General features: G+C 38.1%; 21 protein-coding genes and 1 riboswitch. Of the genes, 19 read left to right on the top strand and 2 right to left on the bottom strand.

Annotated elements, in window-relative coordinates:
• Positions 1 to 32: 32 nt before the first annotated feature.
• The 5 genes from K364_RS0102940 to K364_RS22645 all read left to right on the top strand — a co-directional run bounded on the left by K364_RS0102940 (position 33) and on the right by K364_RS22645 (position 5,279).
• Positions 33 to 257, top strand: a complete 225-nt coding sequence (locus K364_RS0102940) for an SHOCT domain-containing protein (RefSeq protein ID WP_051533770.1) — start codon at positions 33 to 35, stop codon at positions 255 to 257.
• 74 nt (positions 258 to 331) lie between these two features.
• Positions 332 to 1,021, top strand: coding sequence for a response regulator transcription factor (locus K364_RS0102935; RefSeq protein WP_028306777.1), 690 nt, complete (start codon positions 332 to 334; stop codon positions 1,019 to 1,021).
• Positions 1,014 to 2,774, top strand: a complete 1,761-nt coding sequence (locus K364_RS0102930) for an ATP-binding protein (RefSeq protein ID WP_028306776.1) — start codon at positions 1,014 to 1,016, stop codon at positions 2,772 to 2,774. Before K364_RS0102935 ends, K364_RS0102930 begins: the two co-directional genes overlap by 8 nt.
• A 324-nt stretch (positions 2,775 to 3,098) precedes the next feature.
• Positions 3,099 to 4,442, top strand: a complete 1,344-nt coding sequence (locus tag K364_RS22650; protein WP_051533769.1) for an NfeD family protein — start codon at positions 3,099 to 3,101, stop codon at positions 4,440 to 4,442.
• A 3-nt stretch (positions 4,443 to 4,445) separates the two neighbouring features.
• Positions 4,446 to 5,279, top strand: coding sequence for a slipin family protein (locus K364_RS22645; RefSeq protein ID WP_084295460.1), 834 nt, complete (start codon positions 4,446 to 4,448; stop codon positions 5,277 to 5,279).
• A 139-nt stretch (positions 5,280 to 5,418) separates the two neighbouring features.
• Here K364_RS22645 and K364_RS0102915 read toward each other — a convergent pair whose 3' ends face one another.
• Positions 5,419 to 6,120, bottom strand: a complete 702-nt coding sequence (locus K364_RS0102915; protein WP_028306775.1) for an FtsB family cell division protein — start codon at positions 6,118 to 6,120, stop codon at positions 5,419 to 5,421.
• Positions 6,121 to 6,341: 221 nt separating this feature from the next.
• Between K364_RS0102915 and arsB the strand changes: the two genes are divergently transcribed.
• From arsB to K364_RS22635, 11 genes are all read left to right on the top strand, one after another.
• A complete protein-coding gene (arsB, locus tag K364_RS0102910) occupies positions 6,342 to 7,424 on the top strand; it encodes an ACR3 family arsenite efflux transporter (RefSeq protein WP_028306774.1) in 1,083 nt (360 codons plus the stop codon).
• A gap of 2 nt (positions 7,425 to 7,426) precedes the next feature.
• On the top strand, positions 7,427 to 7,798 hold the full coding sequence (locus tag K364_RS0102905; RefSeq protein WP_028306773.1) for an ArsR/SmtB family transcription factor: 372 nt from the start codon (positions 7,427 to 7,429) through the stop codon (positions 7,796 to 7,798).
• 128 nt (positions 7,799 to 7,926) lie between these two features.
• Positions 7,927 to 8,619, top strand: coding sequence for a DUF1538 domain-containing protein (locus tag K364_RS0102900; protein WP_028306772.1), 693 nt, complete (start codon positions 7,927 to 7,929; stop codon positions 8,617 to 8,619).
• On the top strand, positions 8,616 to 9,416 hold the full coding sequence (locus K364_RS0102895; protein ID WP_028306771.1) for a DUF1538 domain-containing protein: 801 nt from the start codon (positions 8,616 to 8,618) through the stop codon (positions 9,414 to 9,416). The genes K364_RS0102900 and K364_RS0102895 overlap by 4 nt, the downstream gene beginning before the upstream one ends.
• Positions 9,376 to 10,041 carry a P-II family nitrogen regulator gene (locus K364_RS0102890; protein WP_035267671.1) on the top strand — a complete coding sequence of 222 codons (666 nt, stop codon included), beginning with the start codon at positions 9,376 to 9,378 and terminating at the stop codon, positions 10,039 to 10,041. The genes K364_RS0102895 and K364_RS0102890 overlap by 41 nt, the downstream gene beginning before the upstream one ends.
• Before the next feature lie 229 nt (positions 10,042 to 10,270).
• A complete protein-coding gene (locus K364_RS0102885) occupies positions 10,271 to 11,716 on the top strand; it encodes a TrkH family potassium uptake protein (protein WP_028306769.1) in 1,446 nt (481 codons plus the stop codon).
• A 66-nt stretch (positions 11,717 to 11,782) separates the two neighbouring features.
• Positions 11,783 to 12,301 carry a nitroreductase family protein gene (locus K364_RS0102880; protein WP_028306768.1) on the top strand — a complete coding sequence of 173 codons (519 nt, stop codon included), beginning with the start codon at positions 11,783 to 11,785 and terminating at the stop codon, positions 12,299 to 12,301.
• Between the two features lie 72 nt (positions 12,302 to 12,373).
• Positions 12,374 to 12,492, top strand: a riboswitch (molybdenum cofactor riboswitch).
• 127 nt (positions 12,493 to 12,619) lie between these two features.
• Positions 12,620 to 13,492, top strand: a complete 873-nt coding sequence (locus tag K364_RS0102875; protein ID WP_028306767.1) for an ABC transporter substrate-binding protein — start codon at positions 12,620 to 12,622, stop codon at positions 13,490 to 13,492.
• Between the two features lie 59 nt (positions 13,493 to 13,551).
• Positions 13,552 to 14,247, top strand: coding sequence for an ABC transporter permease (locus K364_RS0102870; protein ID WP_028306766.1), 696 nt, complete (start codon positions 13,552 to 13,554; stop codon positions 14,245 to 14,247).
• A complete protein-coding gene (locus tag K364_RS22640; RefSeq protein WP_084295459.1) occupies positions 14,247 to 15,326 on the top strand; it encodes an ABC transporter ATP-binding protein in 1,080 nt (359 codons plus the stop codon). Before K364_RS0102870 ends, K364_RS22640 begins: the two co-directional genes overlap by 1 nt.
• A gap of 134 nt (positions 15,327 to 15,460) precedes the next feature.
• On the top strand, positions 15,461 to 16,591 hold the full coding sequence (locus K364_RS22635; RefSeq protein ID WP_051533767.1) for a substrate-binding domain-containing protein: 1,131 nt from the start codon (positions 15,461 to 15,463) through the stop codon (positions 16,589 to 16,591).
• A gap of 47 nt (positions 16,592 to 16,638) precedes the next feature.
• Here the strand turns inward: K364_RS22635 and K364_RS0102855 are convergent, their stop codons facing one another.
• Positions 16,639 to 16,968, bottom strand: a complete 330-nt coding sequence (locus K364_RS0102855; RefSeq protein ID WP_028306765.1) for a winged helix-turn-helix domain-containing protein — start codon at positions 16,966 to 16,968, stop codon at positions 16,639 to 16,641.
• Positions 16,969 to 17,108: 140 nt separating this feature from the next.
• Between K364_RS0102855 and modA the strand changes: the two genes are divergently transcribed.
• Genes modA through K364_RS0102840 form a run of 3 tightly spaced genes read left to right on the top strand, consistent with a single transcriptional unit; the run spans position 17,109 to position 19,718 of the window.
• Positions 17,109 to 17,903 (top strand): molybdate ABC transporter substrate-binding protein, encoded by a 795-nt coding sequence (modA, locus tag K364_RS0102850; protein WP_028306764.1) that lies wholly within the window; start codon positions 17,109 to 17,111, stop codon positions 17,901 to 17,903.
• A gap of 46 nt (positions 17,904 to 17,949) precedes the next feature.
• Complete coding sequence (modB, locus tag K364_RS0102845) at positions 17,950 to 18,636, top strand: molybdate ABC transporter permease subunit (protein ID WP_028306763.1); 687 nt, start codon at positions 17,950 to 17,952, stop codon at positions 18,634 to 18,636.
• Between the two features lie 2 nt (positions 18,637 to 18,638).
• Entirely contained in the window at positions 18,639 to 19,718 is a 1,080-nt protein-coding gene (locus tag K364_RS0102840; RefSeq protein ID WP_028306762.1) for a sulfate/molybdate ABC transporter ATP-binding protein, read from the top strand.
• Position 19,719 lies beyond the last annotated feature (1 nt).

Genomic DNA, 19,719 nt, shown 5'->3' with positions numbered 1-19,719 from the left:
AACAAATAAATTAATTTTGAAGGAGATGATATATGATGCCAATGTTTGGATACGGTTTTGGAAGTGGATGGCTTTGGATGGCGGCACACATGTTATTCTGGGTATTTTTAATTGTAGGAATTGTACTGCTGGTAAATAAAATAACAACAAAAGAGGATAAGAGCTCAGCTTTTAGAATACTAGATGAGAAACTGGCTTCTGGGGAAATTACAGAGGCGGAATATAAACACAAAAGAAAAATATTAAAAGGATCATAAAAGCCTTGAATGTATTTAAAAGCTTTATGGTATAATGAAAAATATTTTAGTTGGCAGTGTTTGGGGGTGTAAATGTGGATAAACCAATAGTTTTAGTAGTTGATGATGAAGATGGCATTAGAGAACTGGTTAAAATATATTTAAAAAAAGAAGGAATAGCTGCTGATACAGCAGCAGATTCAAAAGAAGCCTTAAAAAAAATAGAGGATACTGGATATGACTTATTTGTAATAGATGTAATGATGCCTGGCATGGATGGTTTTGGCCTGGTGAAGGAAATAAGGAGTTTTAGTGACAAGCCAATAATTATGCTCACAGCCCGCGGAGAAGAATATGAAAGAATACTTGGATTTGAATTAGGGTGTGATGACTATGTTGTGAAACCTTTTAGTCCAAGAGAGTTAGCTCATAGGGTAAAGGTTATGTTAAAAAGAACCTTGCCTATTAATAAACAAGAAAAAGCACTAAAATTTACTCGTCTGGAAATAGATCCAGTAACGAGAAAAGTTCTGTTAGACATGAAGGAGCTAAATTTAACTCCTAAAGAATTTAATTTGCTGTATTATTTAGCCAGTTCCCCAGGCAGGGTGTTTACCCGTGAACAGCTTCTTGAAAATATATGGGGATATGACTTTTTTGGAGATTTTAGAACTGTTGATACTCATGTAAAAAAGCTAAGAGAAAAGTTAGGCAGAAATAGTGGCCCTGATTATATAAGTACAGTCTGGGGAGTAGGATATAAATTTGAGGCTGCCAATGATTAGCAGGAGTATAATTTTAAAACAGTGGGTAGCCATTATCCTGCTTATAATGATTATACTCTTGTTTCTTAGTTTTGGACTAATTAGGTTATTAGAAGACTTTTATTATTCACAAATATCCTCTGACCTTATTGAAAGTGGTCACAAGTTAACGAGCATTATTAATAAAGAAGATGATCCAACACATTTAACCAATGAATTAACCCTTTTAAGTGAATTTCTTAATGCCCATATAATTATAGTGGATAGGGATGGAACAACACAAGCATGTGATTTAATGATGGGACCGCCTACGGGACATTTTCTTACCACTGCAGAACTGGCAAAGGTCTTTGCAGGAGAAAGTATTATCAAAAGAGGTTTTCATCACCATCACTTTGAAGGACCCATGCTTTCTGTTGCTATTCCAGTTTATGAGGGCGATGAAGTGGAAAATGTGCTAATGATGTTTAGGCCCATTGCACCAATTACAGATACAGTTAACTCAATGAGAGGATTGATCATATATAGTGCAATGGCTGCTATTATACTGGCAAGTGTAGTCAGCTACTTTTTATCTAAAACCTTGTCAAAGCCCCTGGTGCAGATGAATAAAGTGGCAAATGAAATGGCCAAGGGCAATTTTGACAATAAGATGGAAGTTAATAGTAATGACGAGGTAGGATTGTTAGGGGCTAGTTTAAATAACCTATCTGACCAGTTAAAAAGTAAAATAAACGAACTTTCCCATGAAAAGTCTAAACTGGAGAAAGTATTAGCCAGCATGTCTGATGGAGTTATTACTCTAGATAATAAAGGTAATGTGATTCTGGTAAACAATCAAACAGAAAAACTGTTTCAGAAAGAAAATAAGGATTTGGAGCTTAGAGGTAACTTTTTTAAGAATCCTGGTTTTGCCGAGCTTAAGGAGCTTTTTAGCAAGGTTATAGAAAGCAAATCAATTAATCAAAGGGATATTGGGCTAACTAAAAAGACCATATCTGCAAGGATGGCGCCATTAATAGATAATACAACAGATGAAGTTATAGGAGTAGTTGGAGTGCTGCAGGACGTTACCAGGGAAAGAGAGCTGGAGCAGATGCGTAGAGATTTTATTGCCAATGTATCCCATGAATTAAGAACTCCCTTGAGCTTGCTGCAGGGATATTCCGAGGCCATAATTGATGGCGTAGCTGAAGATACAAGTGAGCAGGATAGATATGCTAAAGTTATATTTCAAGAAACTCTAAGATTAAAAAGAATGGTAAATGAGCTTTTTGATCTTTCACGGCTGCAAACTGGAAATTTTACTTTAGAAAAGACAAGAATCTCTATTGCCAGTCTTTTAAATACAATTCAGGAGAAGTACAAACCTGCTATTTCAAAAACAGGTTTAAGGTTTGAGACAATTATTGAAAAAGATTTGCCAGATGTTGATGGTGATTATGATAGACTGCATCAGGTTATGATTAATTTAGTTGAAAATGCCCTCAATCATACAGTAGAAGGTCAAATAACTCTTAAAGCATATACAGACAGTTCAAAACAGATTCATGTGGAAGTTAGTGATACCGGTTGCGGTATCCCCCAAGGAGATTTAGATTTAGTATGGGAAAGGTTTCATAAAGCTGATAAATCCCGAAAAAGGGGCAAAACAGGTACAGGGCTTGGATTAGCTATCGTAAAGAGTATTATTGAAGCACATGGAGGGAATGTCTGGGTAAGCAGTCAAGAGGGGAAAGGAAGTACATTTGGCTTCAGCATTCCAAGTAAATAAATTTTTTACACTATCAGGGCAGAAAGTATAAGTTCCACAAGGTAGATAGTAACCACAAAGACTAAGGCTTCCGCCAGCGTCAAAGACTTGACGCAAGCCGAGTTTTGTTTTAAGTGAAGGCATTTCCTTAATTGGGAGTGCCTTTATTGCTATGTAATGCTTCCTATACCCAAAGAAAAATTTTAATAAAATACTAAAGCATTATGGAAATGTCCTTATTTGTGCAAAAACTAGCAAAAATTATGGTATAATTGGATTACAATTAATTACATAATTCCCTGTCAAAAGAAGAAAACCAAAGAGTATAAAGAGAAGGGGAGGCAAATGATTCGGAAAATTTGCAAACTAACCATGCTGTGTGTTTTATGTCTTTTATTAACATTTACTGCTTCTGCAGGAGCTGCTGTTCAACCAAAGGTAATTACTGTCGCAGTAGATGATATGGTAACCGCCGGTACAGCAAGCACCATTAAAAGAGCCATCCAGCTTGCAGAGAAGCAAGGGGCCCAGGCAGTAGTAATACAACTAAATACTCCAGGGGGATTAGTTACCGCAACCTTAGACATTATTCAGGACATTTCAGCTGCCCAAATTCCAGTTATTACGTATGTCACCCCGCCAGGGGCAATTGCTGCTTCAGCAGGTACATTTATTCTTATTTGTGGTCATGTGGCCGCAATGAGCCCAGCAACTACATGTGGTGCTGCAATGCCAGTTACAATGGCTCCAGTTACTGGAGAAGGAACCCAAAGTGCTGATGATAAAACTATCAATTTTCTAGCAGGCCACATGAGAAGTATTGCTGAAGAACGTGGACGTCCAGTAGATATAGCTGAAAAATTTGTTAAAGAAAATTTAACTATAGATTACAAAGAAGCCCTGGAAAAGCAGGTAATTGACCATGTTGCTGTCAATCTAGGAGAACTTTTAGAGATGATACATGGCAAGGAAATTACCATTCAAGAAAGGGTTGTTGTTTTAAATACCTTGGGAGCAGATATTCAAACTGTTGAAATGAAGACCTCTGAAAGAATAACCCATTTTGTCAGCAATCCCCAGGTCACTTTTATTCTTTTGCTGCTAGGTGTATATGGGCTTATAATTGGCTTTAATTCTCCAGGTACCTTTTTGCCGGAAGTAATGGGTGTAATAAGTTTGATACTGGCTTTATATGGTTTGGGCCTGTTTGAAGTAAATATTCTTGCAGGTTTATTGATAATTATAGGGATATTGCTCCTCGTTGCAGAAGCCTTTACTCCAACCTATGGGGTCCTGGGGGTAGGCGGAGTGATTAGTATTGTTTTGGGCAGTATTTTCTTGCCCATAGAGCCCATGATGCCAACTGATTGGTTTTCAAGATTTAGAATGACGGCTATAGGTATCGGCATTGTAAGTGGGGCTTTGTTAATAATCTTACTTTCAGGAATAATAAAACTGCGCAAGGTACAAAAAATCCATGGTGATGAAGAGTTTTCCAATCAAGTTGTGCCAGTAATTGAAGACATTAATCCAGAAGGATTAGTAAAAGTAAAGGGAGAGATTTGGAAAGCCGTAAGCAAAGGTGGCATAAGCATTTCCCAGGGTGAAAATGTCAGGGTCATTGGAAGAAAGGGTATGTATTTAGTTGTTGAACCCGAAAGAACAAATATTAGTGAAAGGGAGGAATAAAAAATGCTGTTTATTTCAGAAAGTTTGTTATCGCTAATAGTAGTAGCTACTTTTATACTAGCTATTTTAAGCATGGCAATAAAAATTTTACCTGAATATGAACGAGGTGTATTATTTAGATTAGGCAGGCTTGTTGGAGTAAGAGGTCCAGGATTAGTAATTATTATTCCCATTATTGACAAGATTGAGCGAGTCTCCTTGCGTACAATTACATTTGATGTACCTCCCCAGGAGGTAATTACAAAGGACAATGTAACGTGCAAGGTTAATGCAGTTTTATATTACAGGGCCGTTGCTCCTGAAAAAGCCATTGTCAATGTGGAAAAGTTTCATGATGCAACAAGTCAGTTTGCCCAGACAACCTTAAGAAGCGTTGTGGGCCAGGCAGATCTGGATGAACTTTTGTCACAAAGAGAGAAGCTCAATAAAATAATTCAAAGAATAGTTGATGAGGCTACAGACCCATGGGGCATAAAAGTAACTGCAGTAGAAATCAAAGATGTAATACTGCCCACTGAAATGCAGAGAGCCATTGCTAGACAGGCGGAAGCAGAAAGGGACAGGAGAGCCATAGTAATACAGGCAGAAGGAGAAAGGCAGGCTGCCGAAAGGCTAGCAGAGGCTACTGGTATCCTAAGTGCCCAGGAAGGAGCCATGACTCTAAGGATGCTTAGATCTCTTTCTGAAGCAGCTGATTCAAAAGGCACCACTATACTGTTTCCCCTGCCCATGGAAATCAGGTCCTTGCTGCCAGATCCTGAGAAATGGTTTTTAGCCTCCCGCAAGGGCAATGAGAATAAAGAAAAAAATAATGAAAAAGAGAAGATGGACGGATGACAATTATCTTGAAATACTAAAAGGGCTGCAGCACTTTACACTCACAGCCCTTTCCTTTTTTACTTATTTGTTTTCCTTGGTTTTTATTGGTTTAGTAAATTAGCTTCCATAGCTAGTCCTTGAGTGTAAAAGAAGTTTATCAAGTGGTCCATTCATCATGGACTATGCCCACTAGATGCCAGGAACCATTTACATCTTCAAAAACTAACCTTAAGCTTCTCCAGTCCATTCCCATGTATTGAGGATCAAACCCTGTAAAATGAAATTCTACAAACATTCCATTTGGATAGGCTTGTATAATATTATTAATCATACTGCTAGTGCCAATTTCTACATTATTACCAATCAGATGGGGATTTGCAAAGTCCTGATCATAAATAAATCTATCATAGTAATCGCTAAAAGTAAAAACTATAGGGTCCCCTGTGCCATCAAAGCTCCCCCAATTATAAGTCTGGGTACTCTGCAGTAAGGTTTCAATTTGCTGGGCACTAAATACTAGATCAGCTTGTAAATCCACGTATGTGTAGGGTGAAAAACGCACTCCCTCCACAGGATGGATATAGGAAGCCAGGCCTTCCATGTCTTGATTTTCCAACAATCCCACTACAGTCAAGGCGGTCATCAAAAGAGAATTCTGCTGTTGAGAAGTTAGTATCAATTGTAGTTCTGCCACTTCAGCTGATAATGCTTCATTTTCGGCTGTTAACTGGTTAATTAAGGCTGTTTTTTCCTGTAACTGTGCTTCAAGGTCACTGGAGTTGTTTGAAGATGTACAACCAATTAATATTATTCCTGCTAATAAAACCATAAGGATAACTAGAATTCCTTTACCTTTCACAAAAATTGCCTCCTTTATGTCACAGCATTGATTAGTAACGATAATTACTATTACTTTAAGCTTATCACTTTCTCTCCAAAAATCAAATGAAGATTTTTCAAAGTTTTGGTCTATTTATATAAGCTAATATATAATAAAAAAATTGACAAATGGGAAAATGCAAATTACTATATGATTATAGATTCATATACACATATTAGCAAAAATGGAGGGCTATGATTATGAGTACACAATCGGTAGGTGAAAAAGCCAGGGAACTAGGATTTTTTGAAAGGTATTTGACTTTGTGGGTAATACTATGTATGGCTATAGGAATAGGCCTGGGTGCACTATTTCCTGGAGCGGCTGAGGTAATTAATAGTTTATCTATTGAACAGGTTAACATTCCAATTGCAATACTATTATTTTTTATGATGTATCCTATCATGGTGCAAATTGATTTTAGACAGGTAATTGAAGCAGGAAAAACCCCAAAACCAGTAGCCTTAACTTTAGTAATTAACTGGGCAATTAAGCCCTTTACCATGGTGTTTTTTGCATGGCTGTTTATGAGGGTTATATTTGCTCCCTTTATTCCAGAAAATATGGCTGATGAATATATGGCTGGCATGATTCTCCTTGGAATTGCGCCATGTACAGCAATGGTTCTTGTATGGAGTTACCTGGCTAGAGCTAATATGGGTCATACCCTTGTGATGGTAGCGGTAAACTCTTTAACAATGCTGTTTTTATTCGCACCCCTTGGTAGCTTTCTATTGGGAATAAGTGATATAGTTATTCCCTTTGTTACCTTGGCGTTATCCATCCTTTTCTATGTAGGTATAGCCTTAATTGCTGGTTATTTTACAAGAACCCAATTAATCAAGTCCAGGGGGATAGAATGGTATGAAAGTATTTTCCTAAAGTATACTGGCAAGGTCTCCATGACTGCACTGCTTTTAACACTAATTACTTTATTCATGCTGCAGGGGTCGGTAATACTAAGTCAGCCTCTAGTTATATTAATGATTGCAGTACCCCTTACAATCCAAACCTTCTTCATATTCTTTTTAGCGTATGGCGCTGCCAAAATGCTAAAACTAACATATGAGGACGCTGCCCCTTCTGCCATGATTGGTGCCAGTAACCATTTCGAAGTAGCCATTGCAACAGCAGCAACCCTCTTTGGCATTGCATCTGGTGCATCATTAGCAACTGTTGTAGGCGTGCTGATAGAGGTTCCAGTAATGCTTATGTTAGTAAGAATCTGCTTAAAGACCAAGCATTGGTTCCCAAGGAAAAGGGCTGGCTATGGAGGTGAATAAACTTGGAATTAGTGCAGATCATAAAAGCATTAGCAGACGAAACAAGATTAAGAATACTGAATTTACTAAATCAGGAAAAGCTATGTGTATGCGAATTGGAATACCTTCTGGAAATAAATCAATCAAATGCATCTAGACATTTAAATAAACTTTGGATGTTAAAGATTATAACTAATGAAAAAAAGGCACAATGGGTCTTCTATAAAATTAACAAAAACACTTTAGAAACATATCCATTCCTCAAACAATTACTAAATAAGGAGCTAGGAAAGGATGGACAGCTTCAAAGAGATATTGATAAACTTAAAGAATACAAGAAAAGCGGCATGACCTGTGAAAATGTTAAAGAATTTATGTGCATTAAAAACATTTAAGGGTTTCTTGATTTTATGTTATAATTATATAGTCTATAGTATTAGCTTAAGAAACAAAACCACAATCATATATTTTGTGGTTTTTGTATCTTACCCAAATTGCAAATAATTATTTTGGAGAGATATATATGCAGAGCATTAAGGATACAATACATGAAGTTATATTTGCTGTGCTGCCTGTTGCTGTAGTGGTATTCATACTGCAGTTTACTTTAATCTGGTTGCCCATGGAGATTTTCCTGCAGTTTTTAGTAGGGCTCGTTATGGTCACGGTAGGTTTAATATTGTTTTTTGTAGGGGTGCATATTGGATTACTGCCTATTGGTGAAATGATAGGTTCGGCTTTACCCAATACAGGCAAGGCTTACCTGGTTGTACTTTTTGGTTTTTTAATGGGATTTGTTGTAACGGTGGCTGAGCCAGATGTAAGAGTATTGGCCACACAGATAGATCTTGTTTCTCAAGGAGAAATTTCTAAAAACCTGCTTATTTTTGTGGTTGCCTTGGGTGTAGCAATATTTGTGGGATTGGCCATGCTGAGAATTATTTTAAATATACCTATCAACTATATACTAGTTATAGGATATGGATCAATATTTATACTGGCTGCCTTTACTCCTCCTCATTTCATACCAATATCCTTTGATGCAGGTGGGGTAACTACAGGGCCAATGACTGTTCCCTTTATACTTGCTCTAGGAGTTGGAGTTGCCAGGGTTCTAGGGGGCCAATCCGCTTCTGCAGATGGATTTGGTTTAGTTGCTCTAGCGTCAATCGGACCAGTATTGGCAGTGATGCTGCTGGGGGTGATATTTGGTTGAGAGATATAAAGATCTTTTATGGATTTAGTCATATGTTGATTGAAGTTGCCTTTGCCCTTATACCGTTATTAATCTTATTTGTGTTTTTTCAAATCTTTTACTTAAAGCTATCAAAACAGAAGCTAATTAATCTGGCTGTTGGTGTAGTGCTTACTTTTATAGGTTTAGCCTTATTTCTTCAAGGTGTTCATATAGGCTTTCTGCCCGTAGGTGAGCAAATGGGCAGTGTTCTAGGAAACCTACCAAATAAATGGATACTAATTGTCATAGGATTTGTACTGGGCTTTGTGGCCACCTTTGCTGAACCGGCAGTTCGCATTTTAAACTATGAGGTGGAAAAAGTATCTAGTGGATACATTCCCCAACAGCTAATGCTTTACACTCTATCCATTGGGGTAGCAGTTTCCATAGCTCTATCCATGGGAAGAATAATATATGGTATTCCTCTTTGGTACTTTTTAGTGCCAGGATACTTAATTGCCCTTATTCTAATCAGGTTTTCAACCCAAACCTTTGTTGCCATAGCCTTTGATTCTGGGGGAGTAGCTACAGGGCCCATGACTGTTACTTTTGTTTTAGCTATGGCCCTTGGAGTGGCTTCAGCTGTTGAAGGGCGAGATCCACTGCTGGATGGTTTTGGCATGATTAGTTTAGTAGCCCTCTCCCCTATATTATCTGTATTAATACTAGGTATACTGTATGGTAGAAAGGAGAAAGAAATTGAACGAGAATGTGAACTTGAAACAGAAGTTAATAATGACAATCGTAAAAAAGGGAACAGCCAAAAAGATAGTTAAAGCCTCTAAGGAAGCGGGAGCTAAAGGGGCTACAATAATTATGGGAACTGGCACAGGCATTCATGAAGCCAAGATGCTGTTTTTCATTGATGTAGAACCGGAAAAGGAGATAGTGCTTACCCTTACCGTTGAAGAAATCTTGGACAAAGTCCTGGATGCAATAATTACAGCTAGTAAACTCAATAAACCAGGCAATGGAATTGCTTTTGTCATTGATGTAAAAAAGCTTGCCGGCTGTATGCATATGTCAGGTAAAACCCATAGGGAGGTTACTGGTGTGGATCATATAAAGCATGATTTAATTATCACAATTGTGAACAAGGGAAACTCTAAAAACGTGGTAGAAGCTTCAAAAAAAGCCGGAGCTGAGGGAGGCACTCTCCTTTGCGGAAGAGGGACTGGGATCCATGAGCATGCCAAGCTCTTTGGCATCACAATCGAGCCAGAAAAAGAAATAGTCCTAACATTAATCAAAAGGGAAATATGTGAAAAGGTCTTAAGTGCTATTGTTGAAGCAACAGATTTAAACAAGCCTGGGAAGGGCATTGCCTTTGTTTTAGAGGTTGAGAGGGTTGTAGGTATAAGCCACTTATTAGACCAGATAACTGATGAAGCCGGCAATTAAAATGTCAAAGGGTTACAATGTTTTTTTGGTAATATCCATAATTATAGATATTTTTATGGATATTTATATCTAGGAGGTTATTATAGTTTTTAGATGAATATGTGGTGTTATATTTTTAAAAGAAATGCTTCTTGATAATGGATGTTGAGGAGTATTTCTTTAAATTTTTTTGCACAAGTACATACAAAAGTGTAAAATAAAAAGATATATAGGTTTGGAGGTTTTAAAGATGAGATGGAAAATGGTTCTGGCTTCATTGTCCAGGCTTTTAATAGTCGTTGGCCTGTCCATGACAATTCCCTTAATTTGGGCGTTATACTTTAATGATGGCAGCTGGCCGGCTGTTGTATATTCCATGGTTATTACCATTGGCAGCGGTATAATAATATATATCCTATTTCCATTAGAGAATACTCACTTGCGTTACATAGAGGGTTACTTGATAGTAACATGTGCCTGGTTAGCAGTTGTCTTATTTGGGACATTACCTTATTTGTTCTCTGGAACAATGAATTTTACTGATGCTCTATTTGAAACAATGTCTGGATTTACCACTACTGGCGCTAGTATTTTAAAAGATGTCGAAGCAATGCCTGAAGGCATACTCATGTGGCGTTCTTTGACCCAGTGGCTGGGAGGCATGGGAATAATAGTATTATTTGTCGCCCTGGTAGCCCGCTTTGGACCAGGTGCTAATAGAATTTTTAATGCTGAAGCCCCAGGTCCCGTTTTGGAAAAGCTAACTCCCAGGATAAGTGATACTGCCAAGAACCTATGGAAATTTTATATGATTTTTACTTTAATGCAAATAATACTCTTAGCTATTGCAGGTATGACCTTTTATGATGCCATGTCACATACCTTTACTACTATCGCTACTGGTGGTTTTTCTACAAAAAATGCCAGTATTGGGTTTTATCTGGATAATGCATTTATTCAGTTAATCATTATACTGTTTATGTTTTTAGGAGGCACCAACTTTGCCTTATACTATTTAGTATTGAAAAATAAGACATTAAAGGTTTTCCTGCATAATGAAGAGTTCATGCTGTACTTTAAGATTGTTATTATAGCTACAGTGCTTGTAAGTATAAGCCTTTATTTAAATATGCCAGAGGGTCAGGGCATACTTCCTATTACAGCACTTTTTCAGGTGGTTTCTATTTTGACTACTACGGGTTTTGCAACTGTAGATTATGATGTGTGGCCAAATCTTGCAAGAAATGTAATGTTTATTTTGCTATTTATTGGGGGCAGCCTGGGTTCTACAGCTGGCGGTATAAAAATCGGTCGGTTTTTAATACTAATTAAATACACACTATCAGAACTAGTTCGTTCCATTCACCCTAGATTAGTGAGAAGCTTGAAGATAAACAATAACTCAGTAGATGACAAAATAGTAATTAATACTTTTATTTTCTTTTTTGCATATATAAGTATTGTTGGAATCAGCACTATTGTCATGTCAAGCTTTGGTCTGGATTTAGAAAGTGCCCTGACCTCTGTTCTTGCATGTATTGGGGTTATTGGACCAGGCTTGGGAATAGTCGGTCCCGCCATGAACTATGCAGATATACCTGTTATGGGCAAGTATTTTCTTGTATTTTTAATGTTAATAGGACGATTAGAGATATTCACAGTTTTTGTGTTGTTCTATCCTAAGAATTGGATATAAACAACAGAAGTTTAGGATTATATATTTTGGTTTAAAAAATATAATAATGAAGGGAATGAGTAAAAAATGCTGGATTTATTATTAACTAGGAGAAGCATAAGAAAATTTCTGGATAAAAATATTGAAAAGGAAAAGGTTGATGCCATTTTAAAGGGTGCTTTATTATCCCCATCCTCCAGGAACAGGAAGCCATGGGAGTTTATTGTTGTGACTGATAAGGAACTCCTTAAAAAATTGTCCAGGTGTAGAGAGCACAGCTCACAATTTCTAGAAGGGGCTCCCCTGGGCATAGTAGTCATAGCTGATCCAGAAGTCTGTGATGTTTGGGTAGAGGATACTTCCATTGCCGCAATTATTATCCAGCTTACCGCCCACTCTCTAGGACTTGGCTCGTGCTGGGTGCAGGTGAGGGAAAGAATGCACTCGGATAGCAAAAAAGCAGAGGATTATATCAGGGAGGTTCTTGGAATACCTGATAAGTATAAAGTTGAATGTATAATTGGTATTGGCTATAAGGGTGAGGACAAAGAGGCTCACCATGCTTCCAAATTACCTTTTGATAAAGTTCATTATGAAAGGTTTTAATTAACCTTTAAAAATTTACAAATAAGAAGGAAATAAAGAACAATTGCCGAATATGTATATACGTGCATAACGAAAACTAAATATCTCCGAACTAAATATTCTAATCCAATTGGCAGGAATATTTAGTCGTAGGGCAGGCTGGGGAAACCTGCTTGCCTCCCATGGTGGAAAGGAGAGAAGCTGTATAAATGAATGATATAATACCTCCTTTCACATGTTAACATGAAGGGAGGTGTTGTTTTTAAAAAAGTATTATTAGGATTTAATTTTACATGTTTACTAAAGTAAAACTACATTTTTAATATTTGGAGGTACTTTATGAAAAAAATACTCATATCATTATTAATTGTCATGACACTGTTAACCCTTACTGCTTGCATCAATAACAATAGCAATACAGAAAACAATACAACAACTCCAGGGGAAATAATCCTGGCCACGACAACCAGTACACAGGATAGCGGCCTTCTAGATGTGCTGATACCCATTTTTGAAGAAAAGCATGGCTATATAGTTAAAACAATTGCAGTAGGCACCGGTCAGGCTTTAGAAATGGGCAAAAGAGGTGAAGCAGATGTGTTATTAACACATGCTCCTTCAGCAGAGTTGGAATTACTTGAAGCTGGTGATATACTTAATTATAGAATGGTAATGCACAACGACTTTGTAGTAGTAGGGCCAGGTGCTGACCCAGCTGGTATTAGGGGCATGGAAAAGTCTGCCGATGCATTTGCAAAAATAGCTGCATCAGAGAGCCTTTTTGTTTCCAGGGGTGATGATTCTGGAACCCATAAAAAAGAGCTATCCATATGGAAGAAAGCTGGTATTGAACCAGGGGGCAGCTGGTATATTGAAACAGGCAGTGGTATGGGGCAGACCTTAAATGTGGCATCAGAAAAGGATGGGTATAGTCTTACAGATAGAGGGACATACCTGGCATTAAAGCAAAACCTTCATCTAGAAATCCTTGTTGAGGGAGAGTCGGCTCTTCTTAATATTTATCACGTGGCGCAGGTCAATCCAGAAAAAAATGAACTTATAAACCCAGAAGGGGCTGCGGCTTTTGTAGAATTTATGATATCAGAGGAGACGCAAAAAATAATTGGTGAGTTTGGTGTAGACAAGTTTGGTTCTCCCTTATTTTTCCCCGATGCTCACAGGGATCCTGCTGAATATGGCCTAAAGTATTGATAGAGATAGAGCTATTATAGGTGAGAGTGAAGGAAATTATCAGATAGGTGGTTTAAGAATTGGATTTAATCATAGATGGCATTAAAGAGGCAATTTGGCTGTTCTTAACCTTTGATGTAGAAATATTTGGCATAACCTTTAGAACTCTACAGATTTCAACTACAGCTACCTTGCTTGCCTTGATAGTTGGAGTGCCATCAGGCCTATGGTTGGCATTAAATGATTTTCCTGGGAAACGCTTATTGATTAGTATCATCAATACTGGAATGGCCCTTCCTCCCGTGGCAATTGGTCTATGGGTTACCATATTTCTTTGGAGAACCGGGCCATTAGGCCATTTAAAGTTAGTGTATACCCCCTATGCCTTGATAATTGCCCAGTTTATTATTGCTTTTCCCATGGTCACAGGCTTTACAATTGCAGGTGTACAGCAGCTAAATCCCAAGCTCCACCTGCAGATCTGGTCCCTGGGAGCATCTAGAATACAATATCTCTGGGCAATTATTCGAGAAACAAGACTTCCCCTGCTAGCCGCTGTTATAGCTGGCTTTGGGGCAGCTATTTCGGAAGTAGGGGCATCCATGATGGTTGGAGGAAATATACAGGGCTTAACAAGGGTACTCACTACAGCTACTGTTCTTGAAGTGGCCAAGGGTAATTTCGGAAAAGGTATTGCTTTAACCATTATACTCATGGCTGTAGCTTATTTTATAACCCTGGCACTAACATTAATTCAACAGCAGGAGAGAAAATAATGGGTGCACCTATTTTAGAAGCAAGAAACCTTTTGTGGAAAGTTAATAGCAAAACCATAGTAAAAGTCAATAAATTTCAGATCTGCCCTGAAGAACATGTTGCATTAATCGGACCAAATGGCAGCGGCAAGAGCAGCCTGATTAAACTTCTTGCATATTTACAAAAACCTTCAGCGGGAGAAATAGTTTTTCAAGGAATAAGCCGTAACAGTTCAATTATAGGCAAAAGAAGAGAGATGGCAGTAGTATTTCAAGAACCCCTGCTCTTAAATATGAATGTCTATGACAATGTTGCATATGGTTTAAAGCTTAGAAAGGCGAATATTAACATTAAAGAACGGGTTGATTACTGGCTGGACAGGTTAAACATATCCCATTTGAAAAGCAGATATCCCAAGAATTTGTCTGGAGGAGAAGCCCAAAGAACCAGTATAGCCAGGGCCCTGGCATTAGAACCAAAAATTTTGTTTTTAGATGAACCATTTACTGCATTAGATGCACCAACAAAGGCACAGCTGTTGGAGGAAATGAACCTGCTTATAAGACACTCAAGTATAACAAGCATATTCATTACACATGATTTTTCTGAGATTCCCTTCATGGCAGACAAAGTTTATGTAATGTCAGAGGGGGAGATTGTTCAACAGGGGCCACTTGAAGATATTTTCTATAGACCTGTTAATGAAGTGGTAGCAAGCCTGGTAGGGGCTGATAACCAGTATGAGATTACCATCTCAGAAAGGTATTCGCCGAATAAATATGGCATTAGACTAAATAAATCCTATACTAATCTGGTAGTTCATACAGCTGAGCCCAAAAATTTCACTTCAGGTCAAAGGCTTAAGGCTTTTATTAGATCAGATGATATTGGGTTGGGAGCAGAACTGGAAAACAAGCTGAAGGGATATGTAAAAAGAATATCCCCCCATGGGTTTCAGTATAAGGTACTGTTGGACTGTGGATTTGAACTAAGTGTTGTTATCAGCAAGCAGCAGTTTATTGAGTTAAATCTAAAAAACAATGACAGATTAACAGTCAGCATTAATCCCAAGAATATACATCTTATTGAGACTTCTTGATTATTATAATTGGCACAGCCAGCCAATATACTTGTTGAAGGTAACTTTATGTTGCCTTCTTTTTCTTTTTCACTATTTTGGTTTATAATTATAATAAATCTATGGAATTACTTAATAGTTCGGGAGTGATAAGTGTGAAAAGAAAGTCCATGCCTAATTTACGGGTTTCCGTTGAGCTGGGGGAAGAAAAGTCATTGTCAGGAACCCACCTTTTTTCCATTCTGGATAACATAATGTTATATGGTTCCATAAGCAGGGCAGCTGCCATAACGGGGCTTTCCTATAGGTATTCCTGGGGTTTAATAAGAGATGCCGAGGAGACCATGGGGATTAAACTGGTTGAAAAGAAAGTAGGGGGCAGCACGGGGGGCGGGACGTTTTTAACAAGTGAAGGAAAAAACCTTCTGGCTAATTATAAAGGCTTTAAAAATGAGGTGGACAGCCAGCTTCAGAGCTTTCTGAATAAACAGTCACAAGAAAGTGACACTGACAAAAAAGACTCGGCATCTGCATCGTTAAACAAGCAGCTTATTATTGCAAGTACCATTGAACCTGTTGAAACTGGTCTTTTAGATGTACTTGAGCAGGCATTTTTTCAAGATACAGGAATCGTTTTAAGGCATATTGCCCTTGGTAGTGGCCGTGCCCTTGAGCTGGCTAAAGAAGGTCGAGCAGATATGGTTCTTACCCATGCACCAGAGCTGGAAGAAGAGTTTATAGCACAAGGCTATGGCTTAAAAAAAATACCAGTTATGGCCAATAATTATGTAATAGTAGGCCCAAAAGCAATCCAGAACATATCCCCAGTGGAAGTATTTAAACAAATTGCAAAGAGTGCTGTTCCCTTTGTCAGCAGAAATGATTTATCTGGAACCCATTTGAAGGAATTAGAAATCTGGAGAGCTGCAGGTATTGAGCCTAAAGGAGATTGGTATATTGAAACATCGGGGCTGATGGGCAATTTAGGTGTTCTAAAAATGGCAGTGGGGAAAAATGCATGTTCCATTGTGGATTATGCAACTTTTCTAGTATCAGATGCTAAGGATAAAATGATCATTATTAGTGACAAAGATAATAATGGGGTGGTTCATGAGGAACTGGTCAATGTATTCTCGCTAATACTTGTCAACCCTGAAGTCATATCCCGTGTGCATTTCAAGGAAGCTTCTATATTTGCTGATTGGATAAGAAAGGAAAATGCTAAAAGCATTATTTCAAGTTTTGGAGTAATTAACTTTGGGGAGCCCCTTTTTTCTGCTATCTAGCTGCAACTGATTCCAGTGCTGCTTTTTGGCAGTGATCATAATTAGATTTATTCGAAATGCTTTTTATATAACATATCTATCATCTCATTTGCTTCTTCATAAAAAGCATTATATTTTGCCATTAGGGTTTTAGCTTCATCTGTGAGTATGGATCCGCCTCCCTGTGCTCCGCCAGCTTTGGAACATATAAGTGTAAAACCCAGCTTTTCTTCAATCCTTTTGAGCAAACCATGGGCTTGACTGTATGACATGCCTAATTTTTTTGCTGACTGCATCAAGGAGCCGGTTTCTTCAATTCCCTGCAGGAGTTCATATGGGCCTTTCCCGAAAACTTTACCTTCCTTATCTAACCACAATTTGAACTTATATGTGTACATGTTATAACACCCCCAAGTTTCATTTATCACCTCACAAATATTATAAACAAATTAGCATATAAAAAATAGATTTACAAAAAGAACAATTAACGTTATACTCAAATAAACATAACGAAAAGTTCAGGGGGATGAAGTCTGAAATGAAAAAATTCTTGATCTTGATAATAATACTTATAAGCTTTATAGTATCTAACCTTGTTTTATTTGGGTGTATACAAAATCAAAATAAGGATGAAACTGTAGAACTTCTGGTTTCTGCTGCTGCAAGCTTGACAGATGCTCTGGAAGAAATAAAAGAATTATATACAGAAGAGAATAAGAATATTACTGTCACCTATAATTTTGCCGGGTCTGGTTCTCTTCAGCAGCAAATAGAGCAAGGAGCTCCAGTTGATGTATTCATATCAGCAGCATCCAGGTACATGAATGACCTTGAGCAAAAGAATTTAATTATGGATGGCACACGAATAGACCTGGTCATGAACAAACTGGTCTTAATTGTTCCAGCAGCCTCGGTCGTTCAAAGTGATGATTTTCAAGTGCTGGTAAAGGATGAAATTAAAAAAATTGCCATAGGTGAACCAGCTAGTGTTCCTGCCGGCAAATATGCCACCCAGGTTTTTGAGCATTTTGGTATACTAAAGGATATAGAAGCAAAGTTTATTTATGGAAAGGATGTTCGCCAGGTTTTAACCTGGGTCGAAACCAATAATGTGGATGCAGGCATAGTTTATGCCAGTGATGCTGTGCAGGCTGATAAGATTCGCATCCTATCTGAAGCTCCAGAGGGGTCTCATGAGCCAATTATCTATCCTGCAGCTGTAATTAAAAACAGCAGGCATGCTGAGCAAGCCCAGAATTTTCTAGATTTTCTTACCACTTCTAGGGCCCAGGAGATATTTGCAAGGCATGGTTTTTCAGTCCTGATAGATTGACAGATGGAAGATAATGATGAAATAAACAATTGGGAGAAAGTTTATTATGACAATGGATTTAATGCCTTTGTGGATTTCGATAAAAACGGCTGGTGTTGCAACTATCATTGCTATCGTTGCGGGCCTGGCATTTGCCAGGTTTGTGGCTTTTTCTGCCTGGAAGGGAAAGGAAATATTAGATGGAGTATTAATACTTCCCCTGGTTCTTCCTCCTACAGTCATTGGGTTTATATTATTAGTTCTCCTTGGACGTACTGGGCCCATAGGCAGACTTCTTGCAGCTGTGGATATAACCATAGTCTTTTCCTGGCCCGCTGCAGTTATAGCGGCATCAGTAGTGGCTTTTCCCCTTATGTACAGAACGGCAAGGGGTGCCTTTGAACAGGTTGACCCAAATGTCCTTGATGCTGCAAGGACAATGGGTTCTTCAGAATGGGAGGTTTTTTGGCGAGTGCTTTTGCCCCTTTCCTGGCCAAGCCTGCTGGCAGGTATTATACTATCCTTTGCCAGGGCCCTGGGCGAATTTGGTGCCACCCTGATGTTAGCCGGCAACATACCAAACAAGACCCAAACTATTCCCATAGCCATATATTTTGCAGTGGAGGGCGGAAATAGAACTGCAGCGGCAGTCTGGACCTTGATTATAATAATATTATCATTAATGACTATTTTGGCTTTAAATTATTATACTAACAATCAAAAAAGCCAGAGAATAATACGTGGGAGCAGGTAATTATGGGCTTACTTGTAGATATAAAAAAACAATTGCCGGGTTTTAACCTTGATGTTTCCTTTCATACTGACAAGTATAGTTTAGGTTTTTTAGGTGCTTCGGGCTCGGGAAAAAGCCTGACCTTGCGGTGTATTGCAGGATTAATGACACCAGATGAAGGGAAAATAGTAATAGATGACTGTGTTTTTTTTGATTCCAAAAAAGGTATCAATGTTCCCATAAGTGAAAGAAAAACAGGTTATGTATTTCAAAACTATGCCCTATTTAAGCACATGACTGTCGAGGGCAATATTGCCTTTGGTTTGAGAAACAGAGACGCAAAATATAAAGTTCAAAGAACCAAAGAAATGCTGGAATTGGTTAGGTTAGAAGGATATGCAAAGAGTTTGCCCCATGAATTATCTGGGGGTCAGCAGCAAAGGGTTGCTCTAGCAAGGGTATTAGCCTTTGAGCCAAATATTATTTTACTAGATGAGCCCTTTTCAGCATTGGATAGCCAGCTGCGAAATGAGATGGAGTACGAACTTTTAGAAATTCTTTCCAATTATCAAGGTGCCTCCATATTTGTAACCCATAATATAGATGAGGCATATCGTATTTCCAAGGAGATTGTCATCTTTAAAGAAGGAAAAACCGTTGAGCAGGGTTCCAGAGACAAGGTATTTTATAAACCTGAAACCCATGCTGCAGCCGTTTTAACAGGTTGCAGTAATTTAAGTCAGATTAAAATCAAGGCAAATAATGAGGTAGAGGCTGTTAACTGGAAATGCCGATTTAAGGTTAATAAGGATGTTCCAGAAAATACTGCTTATGTGGGAATGAGGCCAAGCCATCTCCGAATTGTTGATAAGCTGATGGAAAATACTTATCCAGCATGGCTTGCCGGTATAAAGGAATCTCCCTATACAGTAATCTTGTATTTATACCTCCACGAAAATCCAAAAATGCAAGGGCAGAAATGGATAGAGGGGCAGCAGCATATAGAAATGGAAGTTAGCAGGGACTTATGGAAGTCCATTAAAGACAAGGAACAGCCCTGGTTAGTCCATTTTAATTGCGCAGATTTTTTGTTCCTTGGATAAG

Source organism: Desulfitibacter alkalitolerans DSM 16504 (assembly GCF_000620305.1).
Classification (GTDB): domain Bacteria; phylum Bacillota; class DSM-16504; order Desulfitibacterales; family Desulfitibacteraceae; genus Desulfitibacter; species Desulfitibacter alkalitolerans.
This window is presented reverse-complemented; position numbering and strand designations above follow the sequence as displayed.